The sequence below is a fragment of the Rhodoplanes roseus genome, assembly GCF_003258865.1.
GTDB classification, from domain to species: Bacteria; Pseudomonadota; Alphaproteobacteria; order Rhizobiales; family Xanthobacteraceae; genus Rhodoplanes; species Rhodoplanes roseus.
The window spans coordinates 55159-70158 of the sequence record NZ_NPEX01000003.1 but is presented as its reverse complement, the minus strand read 5'-3'; the positions used below and the strand labels follow the sequence as shown (position 1 = coordinate 70158).

General features: G+C 67.0%; 11 protein-coding genes and 2 rRNA genes (1 of these 13 only partly in view). 8 read left to right on the top strand and 5 right to left on the bottom strand.

Features of this window, described 5'->3' with window-relative positions:
* A 23S ribosomal RNA gene (locus tag CH341_RS01060) occupies positions 1-2678 on the top strand; it begins 139 nt to the left of the window's first position.
* 172 nt (positions 2679-2850) lie between these two features.
* Positions 2851-2965 (top strand): 5S ribosomal RNA (rrf, locus tag CH341_RS01055).
* Positions 2966-3497: 532 nt separating this feature from the next.
* Here the strand turns inward: rrf and CH341_RS01050 are convergent.
* Positions 3498-3773, bottom strand: coding sequence for a hypothetical protein (locus tag CH341_RS01050; RefSeq protein WP_111417180.1), 276 nt, complete (start codon positions 3771-3773; stop codon positions 3498-3500).
* 149 nt (positions 3774-3922) lie between these two features.
* Between CH341_RS01050 and CH341_RS01045 the strand changes: the two genes are divergently transcribed.
* The 4 genes from CH341_RS01045 (at position 3923) to leuD (ending at position 6030) form a co-directional block, all read left to right on the top strand.
* A complete protein-coding gene (locus CH341_RS01045) occupies positions 3923-4351 on the top strand; it encodes a metallopeptidase family protein (RefSeq protein WP_111417179.1) in 429 nt (142 codons plus the stop codon).
* Between the two features lie 141 nt (positions 4352-4492).
* A complete protein-coding gene (locus tag CH341_RS01040; RefSeq protein ID WP_111417178.1) occupies positions 4493-4864 on the top strand; it encodes a DUF6152 family protein in 372 nt (123 codons plus the stop codon).
* Positions 4865-4868: 4 nt separating this feature from the next.
* Positions 4869-5327 carry a DUF6644 family protein gene (locus CH341_RS01035; protein ID WP_111417177.1) on the top strand — a complete coding sequence of 153 codons (459 nt, stop codon included), beginning with the start codon at positions 4869-4871 and terminating at the stop codon, positions 5325-5327.
* A gap of 97 nt (positions 5328-5424) precedes the next feature.
* On the top strand, positions 5425-6030 hold the full coding sequence (gene leuD / locus CH341_RS01030) for a 3-isopropylmalate dehydratase small subunit (RefSeq protein ID WP_111417176.1): 606 nt from the start codon (positions 5425-5427) through the stop codon (positions 6028-6030).
* Positions 6031-6166: 136 nt separating this feature from the next.
* Here the strand turns inward: leuD and CH341_RS01025 are convergent, their stop codons facing one another.
* The 4 genes from CH341_RS01025 to CH341_RS01010 all read right to left on the bottom strand — a co-directional run bounded on the left by CH341_RS01025 (position 6167) and on the right by CH341_RS01010 (position 11203).
* Positions 6167-7018: an SDR family NAD(P)-dependent oxidoreductase gene (locus CH341_RS01025; protein WP_111417175.1), complete on the bottom strand. Its 852-nt coding sequence runs from the start codon at positions 7016-7018 to the stop codon at positions 6167-6169.
* 212 nt (positions 7019-7230) lie between these two features.
* Positions 7231-8181, bottom strand: a complete 951-nt coding sequence (locus tag CH341_RS01020) for a carbamate kinase (protein ID WP_111417174.1) — start codon at positions 8179-8181, stop codon at positions 7231-7233.
* A gap of 192 nt (positions 8182-8373) precedes the next feature.
* Positions 8374-9567 carry a knotted carbamoyltransferase YgeW gene (ygeW, locus tag CH341_RS01015; RefSeq protein ID WP_111417173.1) on the bottom strand — a complete coding sequence of 398 codons (1194 nt, stop codon included), beginning with the start codon at positions 9565-9567 and terminating at the stop codon, positions 8374-8376.
* Between the two features lie 94 nt (positions 9568-9661).
* Complete coding sequence (locus CH341_RS01010) at positions 9662-11203, bottom strand: peptidase dimerization domain-containing protein (protein WP_111417172.1); 1542 nt, start codon at positions 11201-11203, stop codon at positions 9662-9664.
* Between the two features lie 254 nt (positions 11204-11457).
* On the opposite strand from CH341_RS01010, the gene CH341_RS01005 reads away from it, so the two are divergent.
* Positions 11458-12282: a MurR/RpiR family transcriptional regulator gene (locus CH341_RS01005; protein WP_170149408.1), complete on the top strand. Its 825-nt coding sequence runs from the start codon at positions 11458-11460 to the stop codon at positions 12280-12282.
* A 14-nt stretch (positions 12283-12296) separates the two neighbouring features.
* Positions 12297-14936, top strand: coding sequence for a selenium-dependent xanthine dehydrogenase (gene xdh, locus CH341_RS01000; RefSeq protein ID WP_111417170.1), 2640 nt, complete (start codon positions 12297-12299; stop codon positions 14934-14936).
* The last annotated feature ends 64 nt before the right edge of the window (positions 14937-15000 follow it).

The following is a 15000-nucleotide window of genomic DNA, read 5'->3' as shown; positions in this document are numbered from 1 at the left end:
GCCAGTAATCACAGCTCAGCTCCCGATCCTCACGGATCGGGGCGCTGGGTTGCGGCTACTGGCATCAAAAGAAGGTATGAGCCCCTGAATAAAATAGGGGGTTTCAAGCTAACCCGGGGAACTGAAACATCTCAGTACCCGGAGGAAAGGACATCAACCGAGACTCCGCTAGTAGTGGCGAGCGAACGCGGACCAGGCCAGTGGCGAATGCGAGACAACCGGAACCTGTCAGGAAAGCAGGGCCCCAGAGGGTGACAGCCCCGTACGGGTAATGCGAGCATTCGTCCTCGAGTAAGGCGGGACACGTGAAATCCTGTCTGAACATGGGGGGACCACCCTCCAAGCCTAAGTACTCCTCAGCGACCGATAGCGAACCAGTACCGTGAGGGAAAGGTGAAAAGCACCCCGACGAGGGGAGTGAAATAGACCTGAAACCGAACGCCTACAAACAGTCGAAGCCCGCAAGGGTGACGGCGTACCTTTTGTATAATGGGCCAGCGACTTAGTCTGACGAGCGAGCTTAAACCGATAGGTGTAGGCGCAGCGAAAGCGAGTCTGAACAGGGCGTTCAGTTCGTCGGATTAGACCCGAAACCTAGTGATCTAGCCATGGTCAGGCTGAAGGTGGGGTAACACCCACTGGAGGGCCGAACCGGTGTCTGTTGAAAAAGCCTCGGATGAACTGTGGCTAGGGGTGAAAGGCCAATCAAACTGGGAAATAGCTGGTTCTCCGCGAAAGCTATTTAGGTAGCGCCTCGGACGAATACCTCGGGGGGTAGAGCACTGGATGGGCTAGGGGGACTTACCGTCTTACCAAACCCAACCAAACTCCGAATACCCGAGAGTACTATCCGGGAGACACACGGCGGGTGCTAACGTCCGTCGTGGAGAGGGAAAAAACCCTGACCAACAGCTAAGGCCCCCAATTCGTGGCTAAGTGTGAAAGGATGTGGAAATCCCAAAACAACCAGGAGGTTGGCTTAGAAGCAGCCATCCTTTAAAGAAAGCGTAACAGCTCACTGGTCTAAATAAGGGTTTCTGCGCCGAAAATGTAGCGGGGCTCAAGCCACGAGCCGAAGCTTTGGGTGTGCACTTTCGAGTGCACGCGGTAGCGGAGCGTTCCCTAAGCCTGCGAAGGTGGACCCGTGAGGGCCGCTGGAGGCATGGGAAGTGCGAATGCTGGCACGAGTAACGACAAACAGTGTGAAAGACACTGTCGCCGAAAGTCCAAGGGTTCCTGCGTAAAGTTAATCTGCGCAGGGTTAGCCGGTCCCTAAGACGAGGCCGAAAGGCGTAGCCGATGGGAACCACGTTAATATTCGTGGGCCAGTGGGTGGTGACGAATTCCAAAAGTTGTCTGCGGTTACTGGATTCCGTGGGCAGCGAAGGGGTTCCAGGAAATAGCCCCCACATAGACCGTACCCGAAACCGACACAGGTGGACTGGTAGAGCATACCAAGGCGCTTGAGCGAACTATGCTGAAGGAACTCGGCAATCTGCCTCCGTAACTTCGGGATAAGGAGGCCTCCACGTTGGGCAACCAGCGCGGAGGGGCACAGACCAGGGGGTGGCGACTGTTTAGCAAAAACACAGGGCTCTGCGAACTCGCAAGAGGACGTATAGGGCCTGACGCCTGCCCGGTGCCGGAAGGTTAAGAGGAGGGGTGCAAGCCTCGAATCGAAGCCCCGGTAAACGGCGGCCGTAACTATAACGGTCCTAAGGTAGCGAAATTCCTTGTCGGGTAAGTTCCGACCTGCACGAATGGCGTAACGACTTCCCCGCTGTCTCCAGCATAGGCTCAGTGAAACTGAATTCCCCGTGAAGATGCGGGGTCCCTGCGGTCAGACGGAAAGACCCCATGAACCTTTACTGTAGCTTTGCACTGGCATTCGTGACTGCATGTGTAGGATAGGTGGTAGACTTTGAAGCTCGGGCGCCAGCTCGGGTGGAGTCTCCCTTGAAATACCACCCTTGTGGTTATGGATGTCTAACCGCGTCCCGTCATCCGGGGCCGGGACAGTGCATGGTGGGCAGTTTGACTGGGGCGGTCGCCTCCCAAAGAGTAACGGAGGCGCGCGATGGTGGGCTCAGAGCGGTCGGAAATCGCTCGTCGAGTGCAATGGCATAAGCCTGCCTGACTGCGAGACCTACAAGTCGAGCAGAGACGAAAGTCGGTCATAGTGATCCGGTGGTCCCGTGTGGATGGGCCATCGCTCAACGGATAAAAGGTACTCTGGGGATAACAGGCTGATGACGCCCAAGAGTCCATATCGACGGCGTCGTTTGGCACCTCGATGTCGGCTCATCACATCCTGGGGCTGGAGCAGGTCCCAAGGGTTCGGCTGTTCGCCGATTAAAGTGGTACGTGAGCTGGGTTCAGAACGTCGTGAGACAGTTCGGTCCCTATCTGCCGTGGGTGTCGGAGATTTGAGAGGATTTGTCCCTAGTACGAGAGGACCGGGATGAACGTACCTCTGGTGGAGCTGTTGTGGCGCCAGCCGCAGTGCAGCGTAGCTACGTACGGACGGGATAACCGCTGAAAGCATCTAAGCGGGAAACCCACCTCAAAACGAGATCTCCCTCGAGAGCCGTGGTAGACCACCACGTCGATAGGCCGGATGTGTAAGTGCAGCGATGCATTGAGCTTACCGGTACTAATCGCTCGATTGGCTTGATCGCTCTCATTACTCAATGCCCGTCCGGCTCGCCCACAGGCGAGCCCCGGCGCGATCGGAAAGACCAGCGACACGAACAGTCCCTCGACACGCTCAGCCGTGCCGAACGAGGTCCCCATCGAGGGGACTGCGCTGCTCGCGCCGCTCACGGCTTGCTTCAGTGTGTTCTTGGCCGGCCTGGTGGTTCCAGCGGGGAGCCTGTACCCGATCCCATCCCGAACTCGGCCGTAAAACTCCCCAGCGCCGATGGTACTGAGTCTCAAGGCTCGGAAGAGTAGGTCGCTGCCAGGCCTGCCAAGAACACAAAATCCTCTCCACGATACAGCCCAAACAAAAACGCCCGCCGCAGGGAAACCCGCAGCGGGCGTTCTTGCGTTCAGGTGTCATCCTGGTCGATGGCGCAGCGTCAGCTCTCGGCCGTCGTCCGCGGGCTCGATCCGCGATCCGGATGATCGTACCCCGCGGACGCCGCCCTCGAAGGCTCGCCGCGCCCGCGGAGCGCCGTCATGGAAGACGCCTCCACGGTTGCGGACCGCGGACATGGCGGCGAACGCGATCGACGCGGCAATGTCGCGGCCTTCGGGCCTGGTCAGCCGGCACGACCAATTCGGCGGGGGCGCCGGCGGCAGCTCATCTGTGGAATGTGGCGGGGGCCTCGGCCGCCGCCCTTCGAGGCTCGCTGCGCTCGCACCTCAGCGTGACGGAAAAACGCTTTCCCCCCGGGTGCGGATGACGCTGCCTTCGGCGTCGGTCGCGGACATATCGTGCGCGGCAACGCGCGCGGGCCGTCACGGCTTTCGGGGCGGTAGGGCTGGAACGAAGCTCAGCGATAGCCCCAGCGGCAACGCATTTGGGGGACGATCACGGTGCCGCTCGGGCGGTTCTCCACCGCGAGCCAGTCCTCGCAGAGGCGGACGAGCTGGCGGTCTGGCGTCACCTGGATCTGGGTCGGCCGGCGCGCGGACCGGCGCGGCGGCGGGGCGCCCTCGGCCGTCGGGCCACCGTAGCCGGGGCCGGATTGCGCCGATGCCGGGCCGACAACGTCCAGCGCGATCCCCATGATCGCCATTGCTGCCGCGACGATGCTGATCCCGCGCATGATCGGCCCTCCTGCCCCTCGCGCAAACTCGCGCATCGTCGCGCATCGTGTCAATCTGCCGGGGCATGATGCGCGCGCGGTGTGCCTTCCGGGCCGCACTCGCGGCCTTCCTCGGCAGCGCTCCTGCCCAACCGTCCGGATTGCCTCCCATGGCCGACACGCCCTTCCCGGATCCGCTCGCCTGGCGGCACGCCAAGGCGCCCTCGCTGGTCGAGCTCGAGGTGATCGCCACCACGGTGTTCGGCCGGCTGCCCGTACGGTTCCGCAGCATGTGCGAGGGCCTGGTGATCCAGATCGACGACTTTCCGACCGAGGAGGTGCTCGATCACATGGGCCTCGAGAGCGAGTTCGATCTCCTCGGCCTGTTTCAGGGGATCGGCCTCCCGTTCCGCTCCGACAGCGCGCCGGTGCAGATGCCCAACATGATCTGGCTCTACCGCCGCCCCATCCTGGACTACTGGGCCGAGCACGACGAGACGCTCGGGGCCATCATCAAGCACGTGCTGGTGCACGAGATCGGCCACCATTTCGGCCTGTCCGACGACGACATGGCAGCGATCGAGAAGGCCGTCGGCTGACCGGCCGACCGCGCCCGCTTTGCGGGCCGCGACGTCGCACCTCTTCCGGGCCGGGCCGGCCGGCCCCATGTGCAGGGTCAATGTGCATGTAATCATGCGCAAGGATCACGGGCGCCGCGGCGCCTCTCGACGGAGACCGATATGCCCCCGATCGTCCGCTCCCGCCTGCTCGCCGTGCTGCTGCTCCTCGCCGGCCTCGCGCTGTTCCCCCCGATCGCCACGGCCCATCACGGCTGGGGCTCCTACGACGCCGACAAGCCGATGACCGTGCAGACGACCATCGACGAGGTGACGATCGGCAACCCGCACGGCTCCATGGTGGTGACCCATGGCGGCAAGCGGTGGGACGTCATCCTGGCCCCGCCCTCACGAATGAACGCGCGCGGCGCCACGGCGGCCGTCGTCGCCAAGGGCCGTCCCGTGACGGTGTACGGTTATCCGCGCCGCGACGGCGCCGCCGAACTCCGGGCCGAATGGATCGAGATCGACGGCAAGCGCTTCGAGCTGCGGTGACGGCGTGAGCGGATTTCTGGCCGCGCTGGAGGCCTCGGGTCTCGCCGCGCAGGTGCGCGGATCGAGCGTGCTCTACCCGGCCGCGAACGTCATCCATGTCGTCGCCGTGCTGGTGTTCTTCGCCGCGGTCGCCGCCATGGATTTGCGCATCCTGCGGGTGCTGCGCGGGCCGCCGCCGGCCAGGGTGGTGGCCCGGCTGCGTCCGGTCGCGATCGCCATGCTGGTGCTGATCGCGGCGAGCGGCGCGCTGTTGTTCCTGCCCGAGGCGACCCGCATGGGGCCCAATCCCGCCTTCCTGGCCAAGCTCGCCGTGATCGGCCTCGCCATGGCCAACCTGGCGGCCAACGACTGGGCCTTGCGGCACGGCGCCGAGCGCTCGGCCTTGGCGCGGACGACGGCGGCCGCCTCGCTCGCCTTGTGGCTCGGCGTCGCCGCGCTCGGGCGGCTGATCGCCTATGTGTGACGGGCGGGCCGGCCGGCCAGCGGCTTGACCGCGGCGCCGTCAGCGTTCATCACACCCTGTACTTTCGGCAAGCGCCCGACTTTTAGGACGGACCCGCATGGACAAGTTCACCACCCTCGAAGGTATCGCCGCGCCGCTGCGGACCATCAATGTCGACACGGACGCGATCATCCCGAAGCAGTACCTGAAGACCATCAAGCGCACCGGCCTTGGCACCGGCCTGTTCGCCGAGAAGCGCTTCCGCGACGACGGGACCGAGAATCCGGACTTCGTCCTCAACAAGCCGGCGTATCGCCAGGCGACCATCCTGGTCGCCGGCGATAATTTCGGCTGCGGCTCGTCGCGCGAGCACGCCCCCTGGGCGCTGCTCGACTACGGCATCCGGGCCGTGATCTCGACCTCGTTCGGGGACATCTTCTACAACAACTGCTTCAAGAACGGCGTGCTGCCGATCCGCGTGTCGCCCGAGGATCTGGAGAAGCTGTTCGACGACGCCGAGCGCGGCGCCAATGCGCGCCTGACCATCGATCTTGAGAAGCAGGAGATCCGCGGGCCGGACGGCGGCACGATCACGTTCGAGGTCGACCCGCACCGCAAGCACTGCATGCTCAACGGCCTCGACGACATCGGCCAGACCCTGCAGAAGGCGAGCAAGATCGGCGGCTTCGAGAGCAAGATGAAGGAGACGCGCCCCTGGGCGTGAGCGTCTCCGCGTGCCGGTACGGCGCCAATGAGCGTGAGTGAATTGCGCCGGTCACGATCGGCGCAATTCGCTTACGCTCGCTGATCTCGGATCCGTCGGCGCAATTCGCCGTGCTCGTTGGCGTCCTCCGGGCTGCCTACGGCTTCTCTCCCTTCACGAACGCCGCGAAGGCGTCGGCGTAGTCCGGGTGCCAGCGCGACAGGGCCGGGCGGTTCTCGACGATGTCGCCGGCCGCCCAGAGAATCCGCCGCTCGTCGAGGGCGCGGGAGACCTCGTTGTCCGGGCACAGGATGTAGAAGTCGCCCTGCGCCAGGCGCTCCATCATCGAGGCGATGGTCTGCTCCGGCGTCCAGGCGCCGGCCGGCTTCTCGGTGCGGCCGCGCGCCGTCAGCTGCGTGAACACGAAGCCCGGGATCAGCAGATGCGCCGTCACGGCGCAGTTCTCGGTGGTGCGCAGCTCGTAGGCGAGGAGCTCGGTGAAGGTCTTCACGCCGGCCTTCGAGACGTTGTAGGCCGGGTCGCCGGGCGGCGTGGTGATGCCCTGCTTCGAGCCGGTGTTGATGACGAGGCCGGGGCGTCCGCGCGAAATCATGTTCGGCACGAAGACGTGGCAGCCGTGGATCACGCCCCACAGATTGACGCCGAGCACCCGCTCCCAGTTCGCTTCGGGACCGAACATGTGGCTGCCCGGCTGCACGCCGGCATTGTTCATCAGCACGTCGGTGCCGCCGAAGGTCTCGCGAACCATCGTCTCCAGCGCTTCGAGATCCTCGCGCCGGCTGACGTCGGTCACCCGCACCGCGACCGAGGCGCCGGGCGTCTCGGCCTTCACGGCCGCCGCCGCCCCGGCGAGCTGGACCCCGTCGGCGTCGGCGATCACCACGGTGAGGCCGCGCCGTGCGAACTCCTTGGCGGCCGCAAGCCCGATTCCCGAGGCGCCGCCCGTGACGACGGCGACGGCTCCGGGCGTGAAGGCGGGGTGCGGCATGGGGATTCTCCTCGACGTCGGGAGTCGAACGGACGACACGACGGGGCGCCGACGAATCCGGTTCTACCGAAATCGCCGATGCCGCGCTGTGCGGGTTTCGCATTGGAGCATAACACCGGGCGCACGACTTGGATCCGCGCCGCCCTGTCCGGATCAGGTCCGGCCGTGGCCGCCGAGGTGACGCCTGAAATATGACGGCGCGTCTCGCGCCGTCACACCGTGACGCGGGTGCCGCCGCGGCCCTCGATCGCTTCGGCCATGTGGGCCGGATCCGTGATCACGGCCTCGCGGCCGCCGCCTTCCAGGAACGCCACCACGGCCTCGATCTTGGGCAGCATGCTGCCGGGCTTGAAGTGGCCCTCGGCCATGTACTGGCGCGCCTGGGCGAGCGTCATGGTGTCGAGCGTGCGCTGGGTCGGCTTGCCGAAGTCGAGGCACACCTTCTCCACGCCCGTGGTGATCACCAGCGTCTCGGCGCCGAGCTGGCGAGCCAGCAGGCTGGAGGCGAGATCCTTGTCGACCACGGCCGAGGCGCCGGAGAGCGAGCCGTCCGGCTCCTCCACCACGGCGATGCCGCCGCCGCCCGCCGCCACCACGACGAAGCCGGCGTCGAGCAGCCGCTTCACCGCGTCGAGATCCAGGATCGCCTTGGGCTGCGGCGAGGCGACGACGCGGCGCCAGCCGCGGCCCGCATCCTCCACCACGTCCCAGCCGTCCTTGTCCCGGTGCTGCTCGGCGCGCTCCTTGGTGAGGAACGAGCCGATCGGCTTGGTCGGGTTCTTGAAGGCGGGGTCGTCGCGATCGACCAGCACCAGAGTCACCAGCGCGGCGGGCGAACGGTCGATCTCGTGGCGGCGAAGCTCGTTGCGCAGCGCCAACTCGAGCTGATAGCCGAGCGCGCCCTGCGTGTCGGCGACGCAGGAATCGAGCGGCACCTGGTGCAGGGCCGGGGCCGCCAGCTCCGAGCGGCGCAGGATGAAGCCCACCTGCGGCCCGTTGCCGTGCGTCACCACCAGCCGCAGCGCGGGATCGCGCAGCAGCCGCACGATCTCGCTGCACGCCTTTTCCGCGGCCCGGTACTGGTCCGGCACGGACTGATGCGTCTCGTCGGCAATGAACGAGTTGCCGCCGAGCGCGACGACGACGGTCTTGCTCTTCGACATGGAAGCCCCCTCCCGGTGGAGACTCTCGGCCGGCGGATTCGAGAAAGCCGGCTCATGAATTGAGGGTCATTCCGGGGCGCACCGCAGGTGCGAACCCGGAATCCAGCGGTCCACTCCGAAGTCTCGGCTGGATTCCGGGTCCGGCGCGACGCGCCGGCCCGGAATGACCGAGACGCTTCGACGTGCCCCGCCTCAGATGCTCAGCGGCTTGGCGCGGCGGACGATCTGCTCCAGCTTGGCGGCCGGGTCGGAGAGGCGCGTGAGGAACATCAGCGCGCTGATCACGAACGGCTTGTAGCTGGCCTCGTTGTAGGTCGGGATGCGGTACTGCTCGAACACCTCGGCGCTCACCTCGCCGGCCTTGCAGCTCACGTCGGTGATGTCGGCCGGCAGACAGTGCATGTAGAGCGCCGACTTGTCGCGCGTGAGATTCATCTTGGCGCGGTCGCATTCCCAGTTCTGGAACTTGGCGTTGTTGGCCAGGCACTCCTTTTCGAGCGCCTTGAGGCCGTCCTTGTCGGAGACCTTGAGGAGCTCGGTGCGGCGCTGCATGACCTGATAGGGCGCCCACGACTTCGGATAGACGATGTCGGCGTTCTCGAACGCCGCTTCCATGCTGTTGACCACCTCGAAGGAGCCGCCGGTCTCGGCCGCCTGCTTGCGCGCGACGTCGATCACGTCCGGGATCAGGCCGTAGCCTTCCGGATGGGCGAGGCTCACATTCATGCCGAAGCGGCTCATCAGGCCGATGACGCCCTGCGGCACCGACAGCGGCTTGCCGTAGCTCGGGCTGTAGGCCCAGGTCATCGCGATCTTCTTGCCGCGCAGGTTGTCGAGGCCGCCGAAATGCTTCTTCAGCCAGGCGAGATCGGCGAGCGCCTGGGTCGGATGGTCGACGTCGCACTGCAGGTTGATGACGCTCGGACGCCGGTGCAGCACGCCCTTCTGGGTGCCCTCGGTCAGCGCATCGCCGACCTCGCGCATGTACTTGTTGCCCTCGCCCAGGAACATGTCGTCGCGGATGCCGATCGCCTCCGCCATGAACGAGATCATGTTGGCGGTCTCGCGCACGGTCTCGCCGTGGGCGATCTGGCTCTTCTCCTCGTCGAGCTCGGAGAGCGTGAAGCCGAGCGCGCTCGCCGCCGCCGCGAACGAGAAGCGGGTGCGGGTCGAGTTGTCGCGGAAGATCGAGATGGCGAGGCCGGACTCGAAGGCCCGGTAGGAGAGACCCTCCTGGTGGATCTGCTTGAGCGCCTCGGCGAGCGTCAGGATCGCCTTGATCTCGTCGAGCTTGTGCTCCCACGTGATCAGGAAGTCCTTGTGGAACAGGTCGGTCTTCAGGGCCTTGAAGGCGGCGAGCTCTTTCTCGAGGGCGGCGCTGGGCATGGGCGTGGTCCTTGGATTTTTTGGGAAGGGAGCGGGGTGCTGCTCGAAAGGCGGGAGGCCGGACCGCCCAGTGGACGGTCCGGCCGAGTCCTGGTCAGGCGTTGCCGGCGAACACGCTGGGGAAGCGGGCCAGGAAGGCGATGCAGTGGCGCACCTCGCGCACGTCGACGCATTCGGCGATCTTGTGGGTGTTCTGCTCGATGCCGGGCGCGAAGCCGAACATCGCCGGGTGCTTGTAGGCGCCCGACACGACCCACTTCTTGCTCTCGCCGACCGGGATCGAGGTGTCGTCCTTCGGCACCGGATAGCCGACGCCGTCGGTCGAGAAGATCCAGCGGTCGACGCGCGGCTTCTTCGGGATGAAGCCGCCGGTGCCGCTGACGCCGTCGACGATCGGGCTGATGACGCCCTCGTAGGCCGTCACGGCCGCCGCGATGGCGGGATGCTCCTGCGGCGTCACCCAGCCGAGATAGATCTGGTCGTTGTTGAGCACGTAGCCCTTCCAGCTCGCGTCCGGATAGACCGGGACGCCCACCGTGACCTCGAGGCCGGCGGCGCGAGCCGCCGCAACCGACGACAGCGCCTCGACGTCCTTCACCGACTGCTCGGGCGTCTCGCCGATGGTGAGGCGGCGGTCGAAGCGGAAGACGAAGCGCGCCGGCACGGCGCAGTCGCTCGGCGTGTCGAGCGTCGACCACGAGGCCGTGCGGGTGCCGTGGCCCAGGAAGGCGTTGTCCAGGAAGCCCTCGCGCTTCTCGTACTTCTCGGCGGCTTCCTTGAGGATCGCGGCGCCGTATTCGAGCGGGTTGAGGCCCATCCACGGCATCGAGCCGTGCGACGAGCGGCCCGTCACCGTGACCTCGATCTGCATGCGGCCGCGCTGGCCGCGATAGATGCCGAGCGCGCCCTTCTGGGCGTCGCCGGTCGAGTCGGTGAGGATGACGACGTCCGGGATCAGCTCCGGCGCGGCGCCCGGCAGCACGTTGCGCATCACGTACATCGGGCCGGCGCCGTCGTTGTCCTCCTCGCACACGGTGGCGTAGGAGCGCACGATCACGCCCTTGAGGGCGCCCTCGGGGGCGAGCTCGAGCAGAATCTTGGAGGCGACGATCTGCGAGATGACGCCGCCGAGCTGGTCGGCCGAGCCGCGGCCGAACAGGAGGTGATCCCACTCGGACTCCGGCGGCACCCAGCCGAGCTCCTTCTCGAGCATCGCCTTGGTGATCTTCGAGCGGTCGAGCAGGCCGTCGTAGACGTCGACGCCGCCATTGGTCTTCTGCAGCCAGACGTCGCGAAGCGGCTTCACCGTGTCGGTGTGGCCGTCCAGATAGATGACCTTCTTCTCGTTCGCCGGGATGCCGTCGCTCGGGTCGGTGACGACCCAGACGAGGTTGCCGAAGGCGTCGAAGTCGACGTCGGCGGCGCTGCGCACGGCGCCGATCTCGATGATCCTCTTGCGCAGATAGTCGAGCCGCGGGAACTCGTGATTCGAGGTGCCGCAGCGCGGGTCGCCGCCCTGCTCGACCGGACGGTCGACATAGTCGGCCGGGATCCGGATGGCCTCCTTCAGGATCTCGATCGCGAGCGGATGGTACTTGGCGGCCAGCTCCGCCACGCGCCCATCGAGGTTCGACATCTTCGTCTCCAATCGTAGCGGAATGCGCATGCATTCCGGGCCGTGCCGCCCCCCTCGGGCGGCAGGCCGACATCGCCCGCACGGCCGTCGCCACTGATCCGCATGACTTCGTACGTGGCGAAAACCTCGTGACGGTCCGGATGCCGTGGCGGGCAAGCGCGGCGTATATCCGGCCGGTTGGCGCGCATGAAACACGAATTTCGTACTTGCGTCTAGATGAAATTTCTGTTTCTTTCTCCCGCATGGTGCTGCCGTTGGAACAAGCGATCCGCGCCCACTACGAGCGCCTGCCCGCCGGCGAGCGGAAGATCGCCGACGTGCTGCTCGATCTGGGCGACGAGCTGCCGGCCTATTCGGCCACCGAGCTGGCTGAACGCGCCGGCGTGTCCAAGGCGACCGCCACCCGCCTGGTCCGCCGCCTCGGCTATTCCGACTACCAGGAGTTGCGCCAGCAGGCCCGCGCCGGCACGGCCGCCGGCTCGCCGCTCGCCGAGCTGCGCGAGACCGCGGTGCCCGGCACGCTCGGCCGCCATCTCGATCACGACGTTTCCTGCCTCACCCTGACGCTGAAGGGCACGCCGCCCGAGGACGCCGCCCGCGCCGTCGCGGTGCTGGCCAGGGCGCCCCGTATCTGGGTGATCGGCTTCCGCAACAGCCACGCGCTGGCGCTCTATGCCCGCGAGCTCCTGGTGCAGGTGAAGCCCGACGTGCGGCTGCTGCCGCTGCCCGGCCAGACCCTCGCCGAGGACCTGTCGGCGCTCGGCGCCGGCGACACGGTGCTGATGCTCGGCTTCCGCCGTCGCCCGCCCGTGCTGGCCAAGATTCTCCGCGTCGCCCGCACCGCCGGGGCCGACGTCGTCCTGCTCACCGATCCGTCGCTCGGCGATGTCGCCGACGAGGCGACGGTCACGTTCCGTTGCCTCAGCCGCGGCGCCAGCCTGTTCGATTCCTACGTGGCCCCGCTGAGCCTGCTCAACTACCTGTGCGCGGAGGTCGCGCTCGCCCTCGGCGAGACCGCACAGGCGAAGCTTCGGCGCAGCGAGCAGCTGCACGACGTCTTCGGCGATTTCGGATTCTGAGGAGGGGCGCCATCATGACAAGAACAGTTCGCTTCCGCCTGAACGGAACGCCCGTCGAGATCGACACGCTGCCCGACGAGCCGCTGCTCGACGTGCTGCGCGAGCACTTCAAGATCAAGTCGATCAAGCCCGGCTGCGCCCCCCAGAAGGAGTGCGGCTGCTGCCTGGTGCTGATCGAGGGCCAGCCCAAGGTCACCTGCTCGATCAAGATCTCGCAGATCGAGGGGCGCTCGATCCTCACCCTCGAAGGCGTCTCCGACAACGAGCGCCGGATCTACGCCGACGCGTTCCAGGCGACCGCCGGCCTGCAGTGCGGATACTGCACGCCCGGCCTGGTGCTGCGCATCAAATACCTCACCGACCAGGACCGCGACCTCTCCCGCGACGAGATCGCCAAGGCGCTGGACGGGCATCTGTGCCGCTGCACCGGCTACGTGAAGATCATCGACGCGGTCGAGCTGATCATCAAGGCGAAACGCGGTGGCGGCCTGCCGGCACCGGTCGAGAACGGTGGCGTCGGCGAGCCGCTGCAGCGCTGGCAGGGCGCGGATCTGGCGCTCGGCCGCAGGCCCTTCGTCGCCGACATCGACGCGCCCGGCCTGCTGCACGGCGTCGTCGTGCTGTCGCCGCATGCCCGTGCGCGCGTCAAGCGAATCGACACCACGAAAGCGCTGGCGCTGCCCGGCGTGCATGCGGTCGCGACCGCCAAGGACGTGCCCGGCAGCCGCTGGGTCGGCCTGATCTATCCGGACTGGCCGTGCTTCGTCGCCGAAGGCGAGGAGGTGCGCTACGTCGGCGACGTGGTCGCCGCGATCGCGGCCGACACGGCCCGCATCGCCCGCGCGGCGGCCAAGCTGGTCGAGGTCGACTACGAGCCGCTGCCGCCGGTGCTCGATCCGTTCGAATCGGTGAAGCCCGGCGCGCCGCAGGTCAATCCGGTCCACGCCAACATCCTGCAGGTGACGAAGATCGTGAAGGGCGACGCGGCGGCGGCGCTCGCCGGTTCGGTCCACACCGTCACGGGCACATGGCGGACGCAACGTATCGAGCATCTGTTCCTGGAGACCGAGGCGACGCTGGCCGTGCCGCTGCCGGACGGCCGCCTGCATCTCTACAGCCAGGGCCAGGGCATCTTCGACGACCGCCGCCAGGTCGCGACCGTGCTGGGCGAGCCCGAGGAGAATCTCTTCGTCGAGCTGATGCCGAACGGCGGCGCCTTCGGCGGCCGCGAGGACATGACCATCCAGGCGCAGACCGCGCTGCTCGCCCGCCTGACCGGGCGGCCCGTGCGGGTGACTCTGACCCGCGACGAGTCGGTGCGCATGCACCCCAAGCGCCATCCGCTCACCATGACCTACACGGTCGGCTGCGACGCCGAGGGGCGCCTCACCGGCGCCAAGGTCTCGATCATGGGCGACTCGGGCGCCTACGCCTCGGTCGGCGGCAAGGTGCTGGAGCGTGCCGCCGGCCACGCCTGCGGGCCCTACAAGGTGCCGGCCATCGATATCGAATCGACCGCGGCCTACACCAACAACCCGCCCTGCGGCGCGATGCGCGGCTTCGGCGTCAACCAGACCAGCTTCGCCATCGAGGGATGCCTGGATCTGCTCGCCGCGAAGGTCGGGCTCGACGGCTTCGAGATGCGCTGGCGCAACGTGCTGCGCACCGGCGACGCCTACACGACCGGCCAGATTCTCGACAAGCCGGTGGGTGTCGAGACGACGCTCGCCGCCGTCAAGGAGTCCTATTACGCGGCGAAGCGGGCTGGGCGCGCGGTCGGCATCGCCTGCGCGCTGAAGAACTCCGGCCTCGGCAACGGCGCGGTCGAGCGCGGCCATGCGCGCTTGGTCGTGCAGCCGGACGGCACCGTCGATCTGCACACCGGCTTCACCGAGATGGGGCAGGGGCTGCTGACCATCCTGACCCAGTGTGCCGTCGAGGTGACGCATCTGCCGGCCGAGATTTTCCGGCCGCAGGTCAACACCCGCTTCGAGCTCGGCGCCGGCCAGACCACCGGCTCGCGCGCCACGCTGCTGGCCGGCCGCGCCGTGATCGACGCCGCCGAGAAGCTCAAGGCCGACCTGCAGAAGGCCGGCTCGCTCGACGAGCTCGCCGGCCGCGTCTATGTCGGCGAGACCGTGATCGACGACACCACGGCGCCGGGCGAGACCAAGAACGGCAAGATCAAGACCCACACGACGTTCGGCTGGGCCACCCAGGTGGTGGTGCTGGACGACAAGGGCGCGGTCGAGACGGTGATCGCGGCGCACGACGTCGGGCGTGCCCTCAATCCGCAGCAGTGCTCGGCCCAGATCGAGGGCGCCGTCCACATGGGCCTCGGCTACGCGCTCACCGAGGAGCTTCCGTGCAAGGACGGGATGCCGGTGACGGCGAAGCTGCGCGAGATCGGCGTGCTGCGGGCCCAGCACATGCCGAAGGTCGAGGTGACGCTGGTCGAGGTGCCGGAGCCCGAGGGCCCGTTCGGCGCCAAGGGCGTCGGCGAGATCGGCCTGGTGCCGACCGCCGGCGCGGTCGCCGGCGCGCTGGCGATGTTCGACGGCACCCGCCACATGCGCCTGCCGATGAAGGAGTCGCCGGCCGCCAAGGCCATCAATGTCGGCCGCATCCCCGGCGACCGCAGCGAGTGGCATTGAGGATGAGCGGATGGCTGCCGCGCTTAAGTCTCCCGTCATTCCGGGGCGCGCCGAAGGCGCGGAC